Below are 17,885 nucleotides of genomic sequence, written 5' to 3'. Positions count from 1 at the left end.
GGTGAAAATCGGAACGAAATGGTCTGATTTAACGATGCGCCTCTCCAACCTTGCCGATTATGCGGTCGTGACGATGAGCGCCGCCGCACGCCATTGCGGTGGTGGGCGCACGAGCGCGGCCGAGTTGGCGGCGGAGACCGGACTCCCGGTGCCGACCGTGCAGAAGGTGGTCAGCAAGCTCTCCGCCGCGGGTCTGTTGCGCTCGGTGCGCGGCGCGGGCGGCGGGCTGCAACTCGCGCGCCCGGCGGCGGCGATCACGCTGGCGGACATCGTGGAGGCCGTCGAAGGGCCGATCGCGCTGACCGCCTGCATCGACGGGGACGAATGCGCAGTCGATCACACCTGCAGCGTCAAGCCGCATTGGCCGGCGGTCAATGCCGCGCTGCGCGGGGCGCTCGCGGGCATCCCCCTGACGCAGCTCTCGAAGGCCGCGCCGCGTGAACCCAATCCCAGTGGAATTTCCGCATGACTGACGACATCGACATCCAGGATCGCGAAGCCCGCGAAGCCGCCGCCCGCGCGGCCGAGTACGAATTCGGCTGGTCGAGCGACATTGAGCAGGAATTCGCGCCCAAGGGCCTGAACGAGGATACCGTCCGCTTTATCAGCGGCAAGAAGCGCGAGCCGGAATGGATGCTCGACTGGCGCCTCAAGGCGTTTCGCCTGTGGCAGGAGATGAAGGAGCCGGACTGGGCCAAAGTCGGCTATCCGCCGATCGATTACCAGGATGCCTATTACTACGCCGAGCCCAAGGCCAAGCCGAAGCTCGAATCGCTCGACGAACTCGATCCCGAGATCAAGGCGGTCTACGACAAGCTCGGCATCCCGATCGCCGAGCAGGAAGTGCTCGCCGGGGTCGAGGGCGCGCGCAAGGTCGCAGTCGACGCGGTGTTCGACAGCGTATCGGTCGCCACGACCTTCCGCGAAGAGCTGAAGAAAGCGGGCGTCATCTTCCTTTCGATCAGCGAGGCGATCCGCGAACATCCCGATCTGGTGAAGAAGTGGCTCGGCCGCGTGGTGCCGCAACGCGATAACTACTTCGCCACGCTCAACAGCGCTGTCTTCTCCGACGGCACGTTCGTCTACGTGCCCGAAGGGGTGCGCTGCCCGATGGAGCTCAGCACCTATTTCCGCATCAATGCGGAGAATACCGGCCAGTTCGAACGCACGCTGATCGTGGCCGAAAAGGGTAGCTACGTCAGCTACCTCGAAGGCTGCACGGCGCCGATGCGCGACGAGAACCAGCTCCACGCCGCCGTGGTCGAACTGGTCGCGCTCGACGATGCCGAGATCAAGTACTCAACCGTGCAGAACTGGTACCCCGGCAACGCCGAGGGCAAGGGCGGGATCTACAACTTCGTCACCAAGCGCGGCCTGTGCCAGGGCGCACGCAGCAAGATCTCGTGGACCCAGGTCGAGACCGGCAGCGCGGTGACCTGGAAGTATCCGAGCTGCGTGCTCAACGGCGAGGACTCGGTCGGCGAGTTCTATTCGGTCGCCGTCACTAACAATTTCCAGCAGGCCGACACCGGCACCAAGATGATCCACAACGGCCGCGGCAGCCGCTCGACCATCATCTCCAAGGGCATCAGCGCCGGCAAGAGCAACAACACCTATCGCGGCCTCGTCCGGGTCGGCCCGAATGCGGAGAACGTGCGCAACTTCACCCAGTGCGACAGCCTGCTGCTGGGCGACAAGTGCGGCGCGCACACCGTGCCCTACATCGAGGTCAAGAACCCCTCGGCGCAGATCGAGCACGAGGCGACCACCAGCAAGATTTCGGACGACCAGCTCTTCTACGCGATGCAGCGCGGACTGGGCCAGGAGCAGGCCGTCGCCCTGATCGTCAACGGCTTCGCCCGCGAGGTGCTCAAGGAACTACCAATGGAATTCGCGGTCGAAGCGCAGAAGCTGCTGGCGATCTCGCTCGAAGGGAGCGTGGGATGAGTTATCTCGGCTGTGCCCTTGGCCGTCATGCTGAACTCGTTTCAGCATTCATCGCTCCTTCCAAACCGGCGGCGCGAGCGGAGAAATGGACCCTGAAACAAGTTCAGGGGGACGAGATTGTTGGGGCGGGGAATGGCTGACAAGAAGACCCTCAAACTCCGTTCCCCGTCCGAGATAGACGCACCGCCAGCCCTCCAAAAGAAGGGCCGCGGGTGGAAGATTTCGGACAAGCGGCTCGATGCGTTGCACGAGCGGGCGCGCGAGTTGCGGCGCCATTCGAGCGAGGCGCACAAGGCGCTGGCCGAGCGGTTCGCGAAGGCCGATCTCGGGCGTTACAAGTTCACCCGCCATGCGGTGGTCGGCAGCGCGATCGTCGATTTCAACTGCCACAATCTCGGTATGGCGATCGCCATCGACGAGGACGACGACCCGCTCGCCAAGCGGCGGGACAAGAGCCTGGAATCGGTCGGCATCCGCGTCATGCGGATCAAGGCCGCTGACATTCTCGAGAACATGGACGACGTGCTCGCGCGCATCACAGCCGGCATGCGCCTGCGCATCGCCGACAAGCAGCAGGCGCGGCGCGAGCATCACCGCACCAGCACGCCAAGGGATCGCCGCTGATGCCGAAGCCAGACCATCACTTTCACCGTCATGCTGAACTCGTTTCAGCATCCATCGTCCCTTCCGCGGCGGCGGAGCACCCGGCTCGGTGGACCCTGAAACAAGTTCAGGGTGACGTTCACGAATTGAATGAGATCGAATGAAATGCTGAAAATCGATAATCTCCAGGCCGAAATCGGCGGCACGCGGATACTCAACGGTCTCTCGCTCGAAGTGAACGCGGGCGAGGTGCACGCGATCATGGGTCCCAACGGCGCGGGCAAGTCGACGCTCGCCTATGTGCTCGGCGGGCGGCCCGGGTATGAAGTGACCGGCGGTTCGGTGGAATTCTTGGGCCGCGACCTGCTCGAAATGGAGCCGCACGAGCGCGCCGCGGCCGGCCTGTTCCTGGGCTTCCAGTATCCGGTCGAGATTCCCGGCGTTTCGAACGTGCAGTTCCTGCGCGAGGCGCTCAACGCGCAGCGGCAGGTGCGCGGCGAGGAGCCGCTCTCGGGCGGCGATTTTCTCAAACTGGCGAAGGAGAAGGCCGGGCTGCTCAAGCTCGACATGGATATGCTCAAGCGCCACGTGAACGTCGGCTTCTCGGGCGGCGAAAAGAAGCGTGCCGAGATGGTCCAGATGGGCATTCTCGATCCGCAGTTCGCCGTGCTCGACGAAACCGACTCCGGCCTCGACATCGATGCACTGCGCGTCGTCGGCGAAGGCATCAACGCGATCATGCGCGCGCCCGAGAAGGGCGTGCTGCTGATCACGCATTACCAGCGCCTGCTCGACTATGTGAAGCCGGACTACGTACACATCCTCAGCAAGGGCCGCATCGTGAAGACCGGCGGCCCCGAGCTCGCGCAGCAACTCGAGCGCGAGGGGTACGAGGCGGTGGCGGCATGAACGCGCTGACCACCCTTCCCACCCGCAAGGACGAGGCCTGGCGCTATTCGGCCGTCGAAGCGCTCGTGGGCGCCGATCTCGACGCCTGGCGCGCAATCGATGTGCCGGCGGGCGAGAGTTATCGCGAGTGCCTGACGATCGAGGATAGCGAGAGCACCGAACTGCGCCGCCTGCGCGTATCGGTTGGCGAAGGCGCGCGATGCGAGCTGTTTGCGGTGATCGCCGCCGGGAAGCTGGGCCGGGTCGAGGTCGAGGTCCGGCTGGCGAGGGGCGCGCATTTCGAACTCGGCGGCGTCACGCTCGGCGGGCGCGACACGGTGCGCGAGTTCGTCACTCGCGTGATCCACGCCGAGCCCGAGGCGACCAGCAATCAGGTGATCCGCGCGGTCCACTGGGGCAAGGGCACGGGCAATTTTCTCGGCCAGATCGATGTCGTGCGCGACGCGCAGAAGACCGACGCGGCACAGAGCTTCAAGGGCCTGCTGCTGGAAAAGGGCGCGAGCGTGAACGCGGTGCCGCAACTCGAGATCTTCGCCGACGACGTGAAGTGCGCCCACGGCGCCAGCGTCGGCCAGCTCGACGAGACGGCGCGCTTCTACATGGCGGCGCGCGGCCTCTCGCCCGAGCTTTCGCGGCGCCTGCTGGTCCAGGCGTTCATCGGCGACGCTTTCGTGGCGCTCGACGACGAAGCCGAGCGCGAGCGGCTGATGGGCATCGCGCTGGCCAAGCTGGATCTGCACCTGTGAGCGGGCGTGTCTCCCAGAGTCCCCGCGAAGGCGGGGATCTCAGGCCATCCGCCGAGCGCCAGCGGCCTGAGGCCCCGGCCTTCGCCGGGGCTCGCGATGTTCGCAAGGATTTCCCCGGCCTGGTGACCGCCGAGGGCAAGCCGTGGCACTATCTCGACACCGCGGCTACCGCGCAGAAGCCGCGAGCGGTGATCGACGCCGTCTCGCGGGCGATCGGGACGGACTATGCCACGGTTCACCGCGGGGTCTACACGCGCTCGGCCGAGATGACGCTCGGCTACGAGGCCGCGCGTCGCCGCGTCGCTGGCTTTATCGGCGGACGCGAGGAAGAGCTGGTCCTCACCCGCGGCGCGACCGAGGCAATCAACCTCGTCGCCTACAGCTACCCGCGTAAGGGCCGCGTCCTGCTCTCCACGCTGGAGCATCACTCGAACATCGTCCCCTGGCAGCTTGCCGGCTGGCAAGTGGACGTCTGCCCGCTGACCGAGGACGGCAGGATCGATCTCGACGCGGCCGAGCGCATGCTGACGAAGGACCACACGATGGTCGCCTTCGCACATGTCTCGAACGTGCTCGGCTCGGTGCTCGACGCGAAGCGCGCGGCGGAACTGGCGCATTCGGTCGGCGCCAAGTTGCTGCTCGACGGGTGCCAGGCCGTGCCACGCCTTCCGGTCGACGTGTCCGAAATCGGCTGCGACTTCTACGCCTTTAGCGCGCACAAGCTCTATGGGCCGACCGGCATCGGCGCGCTCTGGGGGCGGGCGGAGCTGCTCGATGCCATGCCGCCGTGGCAAGGCGGCGGCTCGATGATCGAGAAGGTGACGTTCGAGAACACGACGTACGCCCCGCCGCCGCAGCGGTTCGAGGCGGGCACGCCCGCGATCGTCGAGGCGATCGGCTTCGCCGCGGCCTGCGACTACGTCGAGCGCGTGGGAACCGAGCGCATCCACGCGCACGAGTGTGCGCTCGTCGGGCACTTGCGCGAGGCGCTTCATGGAATGAACGACGTCACGCTGTTCGGCCCCGCCGACAGCGCTGGAATCGTCAGTTTTGCGATGCGCGGGGTTCACCCGCACGATCTCGGCACCATATTGGACGAGGAACACGTCGCGATCCGCGCCGGACACCACTGCGCGCAGCCGCTGATGGCCCATCTCGGCGTCCCCGCCACCGCGCGGGCAAGCTTCGGGCTCTATTCGGACGAAAGCGACGTCGAGGCGCTGCTGCGCGGGATCGATCGCACCAGGAGGATCTTCGGATGACCGAAGCGAGCGAAAAGAAGAAGGAATACGTGGCCGCGCCCGCGCCGAACGAGGGCTTCGCGAAACCGCCGCGCGCGCGCGTGTCGGACGCGGTCGACCCAGAGGAAACGATGGGCGAAAAGCTCGAGCGCAAGCGCGACTATCTCGAGGGCTTTCTGCAGAAGAAGCCGGAGAACGTGTCGGCCGGCGCACCGGGCGGCGAGCTCTACGAGGCGGTGATCGCCGCGCTCAAGGAGATTTACGACCCCGAGATTCCGGTCAACATCTACGATCTCGGCCTGATCTACGGCGTCGAGGTCGACGACGAGAGCAGCGTGACGATCACGATGACGCTGACCACGCCGCACTGCCCGGTCGCCGAGTCGATGCCCGGCGAAGTGGAACTGCGCGCAGCGTCCGTTCCCGGCGTGCGCGATGCGGAAGTGAACCTGGTGTGGGATCCTCCGTGGGGCCCCGACAAGATGACCGACGAGGCGCGGCTCGAACTGGGGATGCTCTAGGCGATCTCCGAAGGATAGATTTGCATCATGACCGAGACCAAAACCCGCCAACGCCCTGCTGCCGTCATCCTGACCGAAGCGGCCGAGCAGCGCATTGCCGACCTCATGGCGAAGGCGCCCGAAGGCGCGATCGGTGTCAAGCTTTCGACTCCGCGCCGGGGCTGCTCAGGCCTCGCCTATTCGGTCGATTACGTGACCGAGGAACAGGCGTTCGACGAGAAGATCGAAACTCCCGGCGGCACGTTCTACATCGACGGGGCGAGCGTGCTCTACCTCGTCGGCAGCGTCATGGACTGGCGCGAGGACGATTTCACCGCCGGCTTCGTGTTCGAGAACCCCAACGCCAAGGGCGCCTGCGGCTGCGGTGAGAGCTTCATGGTCTGAGCCTAGCCGCGCCGGCGCGCGCGCCAGACCTTGAACAGCACGCCCGGCGCGGCCAGCACCGGGTGCCGCTCACGCCAGGGCGTGATCGCCACGGGAACGCCCGTGTGCCGTTCGATCTTCCAGGCTGCGTAGCGCGCGGCGCCGTCGAAAGTCGTGCTCGCCTTGACCAGCCGCGCGAGATTGAGCGGCTTGCCGAAGCGCCGCCTGCGCGCCCACCAGCTCAGGATGCGCCGGCGCTCGGCGGCCGAGAGGCGTGGAGCGAGGCGCTCGCCGTCGCGTGCGAAGGGGATCCCCTGCGCCTCCCAGGCGAGCGGCAGCAGCCCCTCGAAATGGGTGGCATTGACCGAGAGGATCGAATCCTCGCGCCCCGGCTTCTCGACCCGGAACTCGGCCTGGTAGGTCGCGCGGAACAGCGCGCGCCAGTAATCCTCCGCAGTGCCGCTCTCCGGGCCGAGCGCCGCAGCGAGCCGTGCCGCCGTCTGCGCCGCCCCGGCGATCGCCGAAACGATGCGCGGTCGCCATTCCCCGGTCGATATCCACACGAGGGCGCTCGGTTGCACGAATCGGGCCCAGATCGTCGTATCCCGACTCTCCCCCTCGGCGGCGCGAACGAAAGTGGCGAAGGCTATCCGCGCGACTTTCGCGCGCAGCACGCGCCCCTCGTGCTCCCACTCGTGATAGCTCACGCGCGGCCAGATGCGCTCCGTCTGGCTGCCGGGCAGCAGGAGGTAGAAGTCGAGCACGCCTTCGAGTTCGCCAGTGCGCAGGTTCGAGCCGTAGAACAGCGCCGCGGCGGCGCCCGCTTCTTCCGCGAGACGGGCGGCGAACGCGGCGACGGCCGGATGGGCTGCGGCGTCCAGGCCGTCAGCGATCCGCTGCGCCAGCGCGCCGTTCACGGTATCACGAAGCGCAGCTCGGGGCCGCTCGTCAGGCGATAGCGTCCGGCGGGGAAAGCCTCGCCGTCGAGAATGATCTCGTCGCCCACCGCAATCTCGATCGGGTCGGCGACGACGCGGTGGAATCCGCGCTCGCGCAGCCGCTCCGAACCGTGTCCGCGGATGATCGCCGGCATCTGCAACAGCAGTCCGCGCGTGGGATGGTCGAGGACCGCGAGCTTGAGCCCGTCACGTGGCTCGCCAAAGGGATTGAGGCCCGCGGGGAACCGTTGGAGGGTCGAGGCGAGCACGAAATGACGCCGGGCCGGATCGCCGGCGGGGACATGCGGCAGCGCGCGGCCCTCGGGACCGATTGTCAGCTCCATCGGAACGCCGCGGCGCCAGCGGTTGCGATCGCTGCCGAGCAGGGCCTGGAGAATGCCCCAACCCGCGGTTACACCCACGGCGAGGCTGTCGAAGGCGCCGAGCCGGTGTGCATCCTGCCCCGCCCGGATGCCGAGCGTGTAGGCGCCGGCGCCGAAGATGAAGCCGAGCATGGGCGCCGCCGCGCGGTCGAGCGCGTCGACGCGGATCGGCCGGCGGGCGACCCGGCGGCCCGAGGCATAGGCCCCGATCGCGGCTCCGATCGTCCACCCGGGCGGTGCGCCGAGGTCGACGTTGAGCGCGTTGGTCTTGCCCTTGGGCAGAACGGCCACATCCGGCCAGGTCTCGCCGAACACGTCCAGCCCTGCCGTGAGCACGTCGCGCACGGTTCCGTCGCCGCCGTTGATCACGAGATAGTCGATCCCGCGCGCGGCGAAGCGGGCCAGCTCATCCTTCAGGAGCGTGGTATCGGGCGGCTGGGCGACGAAGATGTTGGCCTTCACCCCAAGGTTCAGGTCCTGTCCTTTGTTGCGGTGGCTGCGCGGATTGTAGATCACGCCGACCGACGGCCCGGCCGCCGCAATGCGCACGTCGGGCGCGGGCAGTTTTGCGTCGACGGGAGTCATGGGCGCGCCTTAGCCGGATAGTGGGGCGCGGACCTAGACATTTTCGCTTCGCCGGGTCGATCCGCTCCTGTATCTTCGGCCCATGCTCCATCCCGACCTGCTCGACTCCGCCCGCGCGCTGTCCGACCGCATCGTCACCCTGCGCCGCGCGATCCATGCTGAACCCGAGCTCGGGCTTCACACCCCGATGACCATGGCGAAAGTGCGCGCCGCGCTCGCCCATCTGCCGCTCGAATGGCGCGAAGGGTCCTCGACCACCGGGCAGGTGGCGGTGCTCAAGGGTGCGCAGCCGGGGCGGCGCGTTCTGCTGCGCGGGGACATGGACGCGCTGCCGATGCGCGAGGAGACCGGGCTCGATTTCGCTTCCGCGATCGACGGGCGGATGCATGCCTGCGGGCACGACACGCACACCGCGATGCTCGCCGGCGCGGCGGAGTTGCTCGCGGCCCGGCAAGGCGAGCTGGCGGGCGAAGTGCTGTTCATGTTCCAGCCGGGCGAGGAAGGTTTCCACGGCGCGCGCTTCATGCTGGAGGACGGGCTGCTCGGCGGGGGTGAGTACGGGCCGCTGCCCGAAGCGGCCTTCGCGCTCCACATCATGCCAAACGCGCCGCATGGGGTGCTCGCCGGCCGCGCGGGGCCGCTGATGGCCGCGGCGGACCAGTTCGACGTCGTGGTGACCGGCCAGGGCGGCCATGCCTCGATGCCGCACGATGCGCGCGATCCCGTGCCTGCCGCCTGCGAGATCGTCGGCGCGCTGCAGGCGATGGTCACGCGGCGCTTCAGCGCGGCCGACGCGGTGGTCGTGACCGTGACGCAGCTCCAGGCCGGCACCGCGCACAACGTCATCCCCGACCACGCGAGCCTGCGCGGTACGATCCGCACGCTGTCGCCCCGCCACCGCACTGCCGTGCGCGAGACGATGGAGACGGTCGTACGCGGCGTGGCGCAGGCGCACGGGGTGGAGGCCGAACTGACCGTGACCGAGGGCTTCCCCGTCACCATCTGCGACGAGCGCGCAGTGACGCTTGGCCGCGACGTCGCTCGCGAGGCGCTGGGCGAAGGCTCGTGGCGCGAACTGCCCGCGCCGATCATGGGTGCGGAGGACTTCGCCTACGTGCTGGAGAAAGTGCCGGGCGCCATGTTCTTCCTGGGCGTCGCACCCGAAGGGGAGGACTGGCGCCAGTGCTGCGGCATTCATTCGCCGCGGATGATTGTGGACGAAAGCGCATTGCCGCGCGGGACCGCCATGCTTGCCGGCTGCGCGCTGCGCTTTCTGGCACGCGGCTTCGACTGAGCCCGGATCCTATCGCCGGGGCTTGTAAGGCATCGGCCGTGCCGTGAGGTTGTCGGGATCGGCCTGCTGCAGCACTTTGCGCAGGAGCGCGATCATCGCGTTGCGCCCGCGCTCCGACAGGCCGACGATGACACGCCGATGATCGAGGGGATCGGGGGCTCGTTCGATCAGCTCTTCGTCTTCGAGCCTGTCTATCAGACGCATTGCCGACGTCGGTGTCGCGCCCGAGGCGAGCATGAGTTGCTTGACGTAGACGATGCCCCCTTCCTCTCCGTTTATGAACAGTTCCAGCAGGATGTCCCAGGCAAAGTCCTTCACCAGACCCGGCGGGATATGCTTGTCCACTTCCTTGCGCAGGCTGATGAGGCGCCGCGCACATTCGACCAGTTCCCGTTCGAAAACCGTCTTCCCCTCACCGGCGCGCGCCAGTGATTCGACCGTTCGCTGTGCGACCGGCGACGGCTGAACGGGAATGGCAGCCTTCGCGCTCCTCGAACTTTTCATGACCACACCACCAGACGCTTCAATAGTCGCCCCGTCGGCCGCGATTTCTCTTCGAGATCCTTGGTCATCACTTTGCCGCGGCGATCTCTGAAACCAGCTTGTGCAAATCGGTACTGTGCGATCCTTTAAAGAGGATAACGTCGCCGGCCTTCACCTCGCTGAATAAACAATCTTTTACATTCTGGAGGGATGTGGCCTGCGTGATCCCGAAATGCGGGGGCAGCGCAGCGCGGAACCGGTCGTAGAGGGGGCCAAGCGTGTAGACGCGATCGATCGGCTCGCGTGCCACTATGGAAGCCAGGTCCGTGTGATACCGTTCTGCATCTGCGCCTAGCTCTGCCATTTCTCCCAGGACGGCGATGCGGCGGGTTGCTCCCTTCTTGGCGCCGAGCAGCGCAAGAGCCGCCTCCATGGATCCGGGATTGGCGTTATAGGCATCGTCCAGCACGAGCACCCGGCACCCCCCGATCTCGGTTTCGAATTCCCGGCCGCGTCCTTCGAGCGGCGCGAATGTCGCCAGCCGGGACAAGGCCGGCTCGAGCTCATGCCCGAGCGCCGCCAGCGTTGCGACCACCGCCAGCGCATTCAGGGCCATGTGCTCGCCGGCCGCACCCAGCGCGAATGCCATGCGCCGTCCGGCGACGCACGCCTCGACGCGACCGGAATGGGCCTCGTATTCGGTCAGTCTGACGTCGCACTCCTCCGACCGGCCATAGTTGATGACGCGCAGACCGCGGTTCCGGGCGGCCATGTTGACGCGCCCCCATTCCGCCATCTCGCGGTTGAGAACGGCCACGCCCCCCGGGCGCATGCCGTCGAAGATCGCGCTCTTGCGCCGCGCGATCGTCGCGAGGTCGCCGTGGTGCTCGAGATGCGCCGGGAGGATATTGGTGAAGATCGCGACGTGCGGCCGGGTCAGCCGCGAATTCTGCGCCATCCGCCCGATCGCCAACTCCAGCGCGATATGCGGCACGTCCCATGGGATCGAGGCGAGATTCCAGGCGATCCCGTGCGGCAGGTTGGCATTGTGGCGTGTCGTTCCGACAGGCCCGTAGGCCTCCAAGGCGTGCGCCAGGATTGCGACTGTCGAGGTCTTTCCCGCGCTGCCGGTGACGGCGACGATCTTTCCGGTCATCCTCCGGCGCGCGTACTCGCCCAGGTCGAGAATTGCCGTCTCGACATCGTTCACAAGCAGAGCCGGCGCGCCAATGCCTTCGAGTTGCGCGGGGTCCTCGCCGATATAGGCTGCGGTGCGGTTCGCCAGGCGAGGAATGTGGCGTTCGGACACGCCGCGCCGCCCTTTGGACGGGCGCAGCGCGACCATGTCTCCGTCGCGGAATGCCGGGAGATAGCTGCACAATCCGCTGGTCGACCAGTCGCCAGGAGGGGGGCTCTGCCACTCTCCTCCGGTCGCCTTCTCGACATCCGCCGTGGTCCAGTGACGCCGCTCCTTCTCCGCGGGAGGGCGATGGACGGCACCGTCCTTGCTATCGCGCGCAAGAAGGTAGCGCCGATAGGCGACGAGCCCCGACAGGTAGTGCTCCACGTCGTCGATCCGGATGCGGAAGGCGTGGTGGCGGATGAAGAAGCTCCCGGCGATCTTCGCGGGCCGGGCGAAGAACATCGCCAGCTCGGGCCAGAAGTGGCCGTTGAGCAGGTAATGCGCGCGAAAATCGAGCGCTTGGTAGAACCGCGCCAGGTCGATCCCGTCAAGCAGGGGCCGCCGCGCGGGATCGGTGCGCAGCCGCGCGACCATGCTCTCGGCCGCGGTCATCAGCTCCAGCAGCGTCGGGAACGTCGTGATCCGCTCGAGGACGAAGCGCAGATGGGTGCGGACGTTGTCGAGCCCGAACCGGAAGTAGCGCTCCTTCGGCCGGTAGCGGGTCAGCTCGTTGACGGCGTAGCCGAGCCAGTGGTCGTGCGCCTTCCAGTGCTCCCGATCGATGAAGTACGCGAACGCCCGCTCCACCGCCGACAGCCAGCGCTCGTCCCCGGTGGCCTCGTAGAGGCGCATGAGTGCGAAGGCCGCTTCGCCATCGTAGTAGATGATCCGGAACCGCTCCTTCTCGCTCAGCGAGGGATAGGCGAGCACGTGGGAAAACGATCCCGCTGCCGGGTCCTGCATGTGCAGGATCCCGGCGCCCAGCCGTTCGGCGAGAGCAAGGCTGTCGGCGGCACCTGTCAGGGCGTGATGCTTGAGCAGTGCGAGGATTGCCACGGCGTTCCCGCCGAGCTTGATCTCGTTCCCGACATCCACGAGGAACGCCGCCTCCCGCCCGCACGGCAGCGGTGCAGGCCGGATCAGCTCCCCGGCCAGATAGGCGAGAGCGCGGCCGATCGCCTGCTCCAGGCCATCGTCGCGCGTGACCTCCCACGCTTCGAGCATGGCGTAGACCGTGCTCGCATGGCGCAGCGCATTGTAGGCCCGGATGGGGCGGTCGAAGCACGGATGCCAGCCGTAATGGAAGCGCCCGTCTTCCAGGACCTGGGACGCGAGATAGGCGCTGCCCGACCGAACGAGCTGCGCGACGTCCTCCGGCTTTAGAGCATTCAGCGTGCGCCGGCCCGCGTCGAGACCCGCGCCCGAAAGCTCGTGAACCTCCAAATCGTCGCCGACGAACGCGCCCCTGGTCGTGAACAGCCACACCGGATCGTCGTCGCCGAACGCCAGGTCCTCCAGCCCGTGGCGCTTCCTGGCATAGATGCGGAAGTTCTTCTCGTTGAGGACGGCCGCCGCGTCACGGTTTCCGCCATAGAGCATGGCGTTGGCGTTGATCTCGGTCTCCAGAAACGCGTGCTCGAAGCCGGGATCGAGCGAGATGCCGAGACGGAAGTAGTTGCGTTTGATCGTGCGCAGCGCAGCCTTGAGTTCGCTCCATGTCCGGCGCTCCACCGCATCGGCCCAGTCGAGGCGCAGCCAGCGACCCGCCGCGCCGCTGGCCGCGATCCGCTCGGTGCCGGCCTCCCAGGCCTCCTCGGCGGTCGACCCGCTTGCGGTCACGGTCACCGCGCGCCGGGTTCCGTCGGTGAAGGAGAAGAACAGGACCGTGCGCGTTTGCCCTTCGACCTGCACGGAGGCGACCTGCCCCAGGCAGGGGCGGAGGCGCTCCAAGCAGGCTTGCAGCCGGTCCGTCACCTCTCGCGCAGCGCCTCCTGCGCCCGGTTGATCGGCTTCATCAGGTATTGCAGCACCGTCTTGCTCCCGGTGTGGACGTCGACGGTGGTGATCATGCCGGGCACGATCGGGAAACGCTCGCCCGCATCGTTGACCAGGGCGTTGGACGTCGTGCGGATGAAGACGCGGTAGTAATAGACTTCGGGGTTCACCTCGTCCTGGATCGTGTCGGGCGAGATCGTCGCGACTTCGCCTTCGAGGCCGCCGTAGATCGAATAGTCGTAGGCGGTGACTTTCACCGTCGCCCGCTGCCCCGGGTGAATGAAGGCGATGTCACGCGGCGACATGCGTGCCTCGATCATGAGCTGATCCTCGAGCGGGATGATCTCCATCAGCCGGCCGTTGGGCGGGACGACGCCGCCGACCGTCGAGACCTCGATGCTCTTGACGATTCCCTTGACGGGCGAACGGAGTGTCAGGCGGTTCACCGTGTCGGACCGCCCGCGGACGACCGGCTCCAGCGCCTCGACCTGTTCGTTCGCCTCGGAAAGCTGCTGCCGCGCCTCCACCTGGTATTGCGAGCGCAGGTCCGCCTTTTTGAGTTCCAGCTCTGCAAGTTGGCGCCGCAGGCGGATCACTTCAACGTTGCTGGCGGCGCCGACTTCGATCAGTGACTCGCCAATGGCGACTTCGCGCCGGATGAGCGCGATCGACTGGTCGATCAGCCGTACAGATTCGTTCAGGCTGCTGCGGCGCGTTTCGTAGAGGCGCGATTCCGCCGCCTTGAGCTCGGGGTAGTCGTCGAGTTCGGCCGGGAAGGCGAGCGGGGCCAGGCTGACTTCCGCACGGAGCCGGGCCGAGGCCGCCAGCGCGGCGCGATATTTCGCGGCGCTCTCCTCGAAGGTCGAGCTCGCCTGCGTGGGGTCGAGTTGCGCCAGGACCTGGCCCGCCTCGACGATATCGTCCTGTTTGACGTGCAGCTGGGAGAGAATGCCGCCTTCGAGCGATTCGATCACTTGTTCGCGCGTGGTGGGCACGACACGGCCGCTCCCTGTCGCCACTTCGTCGAGCGTGGCGAGCCATGCCCATGCGACGGCGACTGCAAACAGTCCGCACAGGGTCCACACCAGACGGCTGGAAAGTGCGAGGCGCGGATCGGATTCCTCGCCGAACAGCCAGTCCTCGCTCGTGACCGCCTGCGCTGTCATGCCGCCTTGCCCTTGCCCTGCATCGTCAGGAGCGCCGCCTGCTTGGGCTGGTCCAGCTTGACCCTGCCGTTGTGGATGACGACGATCCGGTCGACGAGCTCGAGTACGCGCATCCTGTGGGTCGCGATGACCACGGTGCGGTCCTTGCTCCACTCACCGAAGCGCTGGATGAAATGGCGCTCGGCTGCCTCGTCCATCGAGGCAGTGGGCTCGTCGAGCAGAACGACCGAGGATTCGCGCAGCAGGAGACGCGCGAGCAGCAGGGCCTGCGTCTGGCCACCCGACAAGCCGACCCCGCCTTCCTGGATCGTGTAATCGAGGCCGGCCTGCGTGCGGCGCACGAAGTCGTCGGCCCCGACCATCTCCAGCATGGCGGCGATGTCCTGGTCGGACGCGTTGGGTGCGCCCATGGTCAGGTTGTCGCGCAAAGTGCCGTGGAACAGCCGGCTGTTCTGGCTGAGCAAGCCGATGTCGCGCCGCACGTCGGCGGGATCGATCTGGTGCAGCGCGAGATCGTCGACCATGACCTCTCCGGAAATCGGCGAGAGCAGCCCGGACAGACCTTGCAGCAGAGTGGACTTGCCGGCCCCGTTCCGGCCCAGCAGCGCGATCTTCTCACCTGCCGCGATGTCGAATTCCGCCACGCTCAGTGCAGGCGGCGCATTGGCGTCGCCATACGTGAAGACGGCCGAGCGAAGGGCGAAGTCGCCCCTGATCGCCGGCACCTGCAGGCGCTGCCCATGTTCTGGATTGTCGACCGGCAGCGCCATGATCTGATCGACACCCTGGATGCCGACTTTCGCCTGCTGCAGCCGGTTCAGGACCTGGGTGACCTGGGAGATCGGCGCCATCATCCTCGATCCCAGGATCGATGCGCCCACGAGCGCGCCCGTCGTCATGTCGCCCGCGATCACCATCGGGGCGCCGCAGAACACGATCGTGGCGTAGACGGCGTTCTGCACGTTCTGCGCCCAGGCGGTCAGTCCATTGGTCAGGCTGCGGAGCTTGAGCTGCGCCTCGCCGGCCACGGCGTTGAAATGGTTCCACCGCTGCTGCAGCGGATCTTCGGCCTGGAGCGTCTTCACGTCCTCGATCCGCTGAATGGCTTCCACCAGCATCGCGTTGCGCAGGGACGACTCGCGCATCGCTTCGGTCGCGTGGGCGCGCAGCTTCCGCTGGGCGAGCCAGCCGGGCACCAGCAGCAGAAGCATCGCGCCGAGCGGGACCAGCGCCAGCGGTCCGGCGATGAACCAGAACACCGCCAGGAACAGGATGAAGAACGGGATATCGGCGATCGCGGCCACGGTCGTCGAGGTGAGCAGCTCGCGCACCTGTTCGAGATCGCGGAGCTGCGCGATAAACGTGCCGGTGGAGGCGGGGCGGTGGCTGTTCCGCACCCGCAGGGCATGGCCGAACACGCGGTCCGAGATGCGCAGGTCCGCCCGCCGCCCCAGCACGTCGATGATATTGGTGCGCAGCTTGGTCAGCAGGAAGCTGAACCCGATCGCCAGCAACACGCCGATGAACAGGACGTAGAGCGTCGGGAACGATTCCGCCGGCACGACGCGGTCGTAGACCTGCATCGAAAACAGCACGCCGGCGAGCGCGAGCGAGTTCGTCACCAGCGAGGCCACGATGACGCTGGCGTAGGAGCGGCGGTCCTTCAGCAGGATCCGCCGCAGCCAGTGCTCCTCGTAGGGGCGGATGTAGGTATCGACCCGCGCATCCGGGATGGCGCCGGCGGGGCGCGGAACGACGAAGCTCTCGCTGGCCTCGACCAGCTCGGCCAGCTCCATGCGCTGCTGCAGGCCGGCTTCGCCGGCGACGGCCAGGCTGACCTCCCCGGAAGCTCCGACGGCGGTGATCACGGCGAGATCGCCGCCGCGCATCCGCGCGATGATCGGCAGGCGCCAGCTCGTCAGCGCCAGCGACCCCGGGTCGGCGAAGTGGACCTGCAATCCGGCGTGCCGCGCGAGCGCCCGGATGCGCTCTTTCTCGCTTTTTTCGTGCAGCCAGCGGTCGGAAAGGCGCGCGGTCTCGGTGGAAACGGGCAGGCCGTACTGGCGGGCGACCTGCTGAAAGGCGTCGATCCAGGCTTGCGCGCGGAAATCCGCGTCCGGGGCTGCCTGGACCGTCACAGAACCGTTCCGCCGATCGCGGTTCCGGCGAGCCCGAAGGCCTCGCGCGCGGTTCCCGAGGTGACCAGGCATTCGATCTGCAGGCGGCGCAAGTCGTGCTGCGTGTTCGCGCGATCGAAGCGGACCTGATGCAGCTCCTGCTCCGCGTTGAGCAGGTCGACCAGCGTCTTGGTGCCCATCTCCAGATATTGCAGGCGGTAGAGCTTGCCGGTCTCGCGCATGCTCGCCTCGCGGAAGGCGAGCGTGTCGAGCACGCGGCCGAAGCTCGCCACCTGGCGCTGCGCCTCGCTCAGCGTGCGGCTCACGTCGTTGCGGATGCGCGCTTCCGCCGCGTCGGCGGCGCCCAGCGCGTGGGAAGCGCCGCGGATGCGCGCCCTGTTCGCCCCGCCGTTGTAGAGCGAGGTCGAGACGTTGATCCCGAAGTTGTACTCTTCGCGGCCTCCGAAGGGATCGTGAATGTCGGTCGCCCCGCCGGCGCCGAGCGATACCGTGGGCAGGCTCTCGGCCCGGCTGCGTTCCAGTTCGGCGAGCGCCTGGTCGCGCTCGGCCCGCACTTCGCGGATCGCCGGGATCGCCTCCCAGTCAGGCTCCCCTTGCGCGCAGGACCGCATGAAGCCCTCAGGCAATTCCGACGACACCGCGGGGGCTTCTCCGCGTCCGAGCAGGTGGGCGAGGGTCGTCTGCCAGCGCAAGTGCTCGGCCTCGATCTCCTCGATCGTCGCCTGGGCGGCCTGCACGCGCGCGTCGGCCTGCAGCAGGTCGGCCTTGGTCGCCGCGCCCTCATTGAAGCGGTGCTGCACGAGATCGCTGATGCCGCGCACGCTTTCGAGTTGGTCGAGAGCGATCTGCCGCAGGGCTTCGGTGCGCTGGAGCTCGATGACCGAATAGCTGGTGTCGCGGATTAGCCCATCCACCGCGAGCAGGAGCCGCGCCTCGCCTATCTCGACGCCGGCCTCGGCGGACTGGACCGAGCTGCGCACTTTTCCGAAGTCGTAGAGCATCTGCGACACCGAGACATTGGCCCGGGGGCGCCAGCGGCTCTGGCCGATGTTGTCGTAACCCGTACCGACGCCGGCATTGATCTGCGGCAGATAGCCGGCTTCCGCGACGTCTATCTCCTCGGCCGATGCATCCAGCCGCGCCTCCGCCTCGACCACCGAAGGGTGCCAGGCGACCGCCTCGCGCGCGGCACGGTCGATCATGAGCGGAGCCTGACCTTCAGGAGGTGAAGCCGCCAGGTACGACGGTAGACAGAGTCCGCAGGCCCATCCGACTGCGACAAGCCGCCCATTCCCCCGCTTCGCACGATCACACTTCACACATTCTCACTCGTAAGCGCGACGACAAGGGCCCGCGCCAGCTGGCGCGAGCCCCGTGAGATTACAGTCGA

General features: G+C 67.2%; 17 protein-coding genes. 10 read left to right on the top strand and 7 right to left on the bottom strand.

What is annotated here, in order from left to right:
• The first annotated feature begins 34 nt into the window (after positions 1-34).
• The 9 genes from ETX26_RS12460 to ETX26_RS12425 all read left to right on the top strand — a co-directional run bounded on the left by ETX26_RS12460 (position 35) and on the right by ETX26_RS12425 (position 6,351).
• Positions 35-469 carry an SUF system Fe-S cluster assembly regulator gene (locus ETX26_RS12460; protein ID WP_129524986.1) on the top strand — a complete coding sequence of 145 codons (435 nt, stop codon included), beginning with the start codon at positions 35-37 and terminating at the stop codon, positions 467-469.
• Positions 466-1,947, top strand: coding sequence for a Fe-S cluster assembly protein SufB (gene sufB, locus ETX26_RS12455; RefSeq protein WP_129524985.1), 1,482 nt, complete (start codon positions 466-468; stop codon positions 1,945-1,947). Before ETX26_RS12460 ends, sufB begins: the two co-directional genes overlap by 4 nt.
• A complete protein-coding gene (locus ETX26_RS14365; protein ID WP_165271730.1) occupies positions 1,944-2,087 on the top strand; it encodes a hypothetical protein in 144 nt (47 codons plus the stop codon). Before sufB ends, ETX26_RS14365 begins: the two co-directional genes overlap by 4 nt.
• The gene (locus ETX26_RS12450) at positions 2,080-2,571 is read left to right on the top strand and encodes an endonuclease domain-containing protein (protein ID WP_129524984.1); all 492 of its coding nucleotides are present in this window, start codon (positions 2,080-2,082) and stop codon (positions 2,569-2,571) included. Before ETX26_RS14365 ends, ETX26_RS12450 begins: the two co-directional genes overlap by 8 nt.
• Positions 2,572-2,715: 144 nt before the next feature.
• Entirely contained in the window at positions 2,716-3,459 is a 744-nt protein-coding gene (gene sufC, locus ETX26_RS12445; protein WP_129524983.1) for a Fe-S cluster assembly ATPase SufC, read from the top strand.
• Positions 3,456-4,205 carry a SufD family Fe-S cluster assembly protein gene (locus ETX26_RS12440; protein ID WP_129524982.1) on the top strand — a complete coding sequence of 250 codons (750 nt, stop codon included), beginning with the start codon at positions 3,456-3,458 and terminating at the stop codon, positions 4,203-4,205. Before sufC ends, ETX26_RS12440 begins: the two co-directional genes overlap by 4 nt.
• A gap of 122 nt (positions 4,206-4,327) precedes the next feature.
• A complete protein-coding gene (locus tag ETX26_RS12435) occupies positions 4,328-5,467 on the top strand; it encodes an aminotransferase class V-fold PLP-dependent enzyme (protein ID WP_263853394.1) in 1,140 nt (379 codons plus the stop codon).
• Positions 5,464-5,967, top strand: a complete 504-nt coding sequence (locus ETX26_RS12430; RefSeq protein ID WP_129524980.1) for an SUF system Fe-S cluster assembly protein — start codon at positions 5,464-5,466, stop codon at positions 5,965-5,967. Before ETX26_RS12435 ends, ETX26_RS12430 begins: the two co-directional genes overlap by 4 nt.
• Before the next feature lie 27 nt (positions 5,968-5,994).
• Positions 5,995-6,351 carry a HesB/IscA family protein gene (locus ETX26_RS12425; RefSeq protein ID WP_191984717.1) on the top strand — a complete coding sequence of 119 codons (357 nt, stop codon included), beginning with the start codon at positions 5,995-5,997 and terminating at the stop codon, positions 6,349-6,351.
• A gap of 2 nt (positions 6,352-6,353) precedes the next feature.
• Here the strand turns inward: ETX26_RS12425 and ETX26_RS12420 are convergent, their stop codons facing one another.
• Positions 6,354-7,247, bottom strand: a complete 894-nt coding sequence (locus ETX26_RS12420; protein WP_129524978.1) for a hypothetical protein — start codon at positions 7,245-7,247, stop codon at positions 6,354-6,356.
• Complete coding sequence (locus ETX26_RS12415) at positions 7,244-8,236, bottom strand: diacylglycerol/lipid kinase family protein (RefSeq protein ID WP_129524977.1); 993 nt, start codon at positions 8,234-8,236, stop codon at positions 7,244-7,246. Before ETX26_RS12415 ends, ETX26_RS12420 begins: the two co-directional genes overlap by 4 nt.
• A gap of 82 nt (positions 8,237-8,318) precedes the next feature.
• Here ETX26_RS12415 and ETX26_RS12410 point away from each other — a divergent pair, with 82 nt between their 5' ends.
• Positions 8,319-9,530 carry a M20 metallopeptidase family protein gene (locus tag ETX26_RS12410; RefSeq protein WP_129524976.1) on the top strand — a complete coding sequence of 404 codons (1,212 nt, stop codon included), beginning with the start codon at positions 8,319-8,321 and terminating at the stop codon, positions 9,528-9,530.
• 9 nt (positions 9,531-9,539) lie between these two features.
• Here ETX26_RS12410 and ETX26_RS12405 read toward each other — a convergent pair whose 3' ends face one another.
• The 5 genes from ETX26_RS12405 to ETX26_RS12385 form a co-directional block, all read right to left on the bottom strand.
• Positions 9,540-10,034 (bottom strand): MarR family winged helix-turn-helix transcriptional regulator, encoded by a 495-nt coding sequence (locus ETX26_RS12405; RefSeq protein WP_129524975.1) that lies wholly within the window; start codon positions 10,032-10,034, stop codon positions 9,540-9,542.
• A gap of 67 nt (positions 10,035-10,101) precedes the next feature.
• Positions 10,102-13,146 (bottom strand): UDP-N-acetylmuramoyl-tripeptide--D-alanyl-D-alanine ligase, encoded by a 3,045-nt coding sequence (locus tag ETX26_RS12400; protein ID WP_165271768.1) that lies wholly within the window; start codon positions 13,144-13,146, stop codon positions 10,102-10,104.
• A 20-nt stretch (positions 13,147-13,166) separates the two neighbouring features.
• Positions 13,167-14,357: an HlyD family type I secretion periplasmic adaptor subunit gene (locus tag ETX26_RS12395; RefSeq protein WP_129524973.1), complete on the bottom strand. Its 1,191-nt coding sequence runs from the start codon at positions 14,355-14,357 to the stop codon at positions 13,167-13,169.
• The gene (locus ETX26_RS12390) at positions 14,354-16,495 is read right to left on the bottom strand and encodes a type I secretion system permease/ATPase (protein WP_225425766.1); all 2,142 of its coding nucleotides are present in this window, start codon (positions 16,493-16,495) and stop codon (positions 14,354-14,356) included. Before ETX26_RS12390 ends, ETX26_RS12395 begins: the two co-directional genes overlap by 4 nt.
• On the bottom strand, positions 16,492-17,697 hold the full coding sequence (locus ETX26_RS12385) for a TolC family protein (RefSeq protein WP_129524971.1): 1,206 nt from the start codon (positions 17,695-17,697) through the stop codon (positions 16,492-16,494). The genes ETX26_RS12390 and ETX26_RS12385 overlap by 4 nt, the downstream gene beginning before the upstream one ends.
• Positions 17,698-17,885 lie beyond the last annotated feature (188 nt).

The sequence above is a fragment of the Pelagerythrobacter rhizovicinus genome (genome assembly GCF_004135625.1).
In the GTDB taxonomy this organism is placed as follows: Bacteria; Pseudomonadota; Alphaproteobacteria; order Sphingomonadales; family Sphingomonadaceae; genus Pelagerythrobacter; species Pelagerythrobacter rhizovicinus.
This window is presented reverse-complemented; position numbering and strand designations above follow the sequence as displayed.

What these genes read in the sequence shown, in the direction of transcription:
- sufC (WP_129524983.1), top strand. Translation starts at nt 2,716, where the DNA reads ATGCTGAAAATCGATAATCTCCAGGCCGAAATCGGCGGCACGCGGATA.
- ETX26_RS12440 (WP_129524982.1), top strand. Translation starts at nt 3,456, where the DNA reads ATGAACGCGCTGACCACCCTTCCCACCCGCAAGGACGAGGCCTGGCGC.
- ETX26_RS12460 (WP_129524986.1), top strand. Translation starts at nt 35, where the DNA reads ATGCGCCTCTCCAACCTTGCCGATTATGCGGTCGTGACGATGAGCGCC.
- ETX26_RS12410 (WP_129524976.1), top strand. Translation starts at nt 8,319, where the DNA reads ATGCTCCATCCCGACCTGCTCGACTCCGCCCGCGCGCTGTCCGACCGC.
- ETX26_RS12450 (WP_129524984.1), top strand. Translation starts at nt 2,080, where the DNA reads ATGGCTGACAAGAAGACCCTCAAACTCCGTTCCCCGTCCGAGATAGAC.
- ETX26_RS12425 (WP_191984717.1), top strand. Translation starts at nt 5,995, where the DNA reads ATGACCGAGACCAAAACCCGCCAACGCCCTGCTGCCGTCATCCTGACC.
- sufB (WP_129524985.1), top strand. Translation starts at nt 466, where the DNA reads ATGACTGACGACATCGACATCCAGGATCGCGAAGCCCGCGAAGCCGCC.
- ETX26_RS12385 (WP_129524971.1), bottom strand. Translation starts at nt 17,697, where the DNA reads ATGATCGACCGTGCCGCGCGCGAGGCGGTCGCCTGGCACCCTTCGGTG.
- ETX26_RS12405 (WP_129524975.1), bottom strand. Translation starts at nt 10,034, where the DNA reads ATGAAAAGTTCGAGGAGCGCGAAGGCTGCCATTCCCGTTCAGCCGTCG.
- ETX26_RS14365 (WP_165271730.1), top strand. Translation starts at nt 1,944, where the DNA reads ATGAGTTATCTCGGCTGTGCCCTTGGCCGTCATGCTGAACTCGTTTCA.
- ETX26_RS12415 (WP_129524977.1), bottom strand. Translation starts at nt 8,236, where the DNA reads ATGACTCCCGTCGACGCAAAACTGCCCGCGCCCGACGTGCGCATTGCG.
- ETX26_RS12395 (WP_129524973.1), bottom strand. Translation starts at nt 14,357, where the DNA reads ATGACAGCGCAGGCGGTCACGAGCGAGGACTGGCTGTTCGGCGAGGAA.
- ETX26_RS12430 (WP_129524980.1), top strand. Translation starts at nt 5,464, where the DNA reads ATGACCGAAGCGAGCGAAAAGAAGAAGGAATACGTGGCCGCGCCCGCG.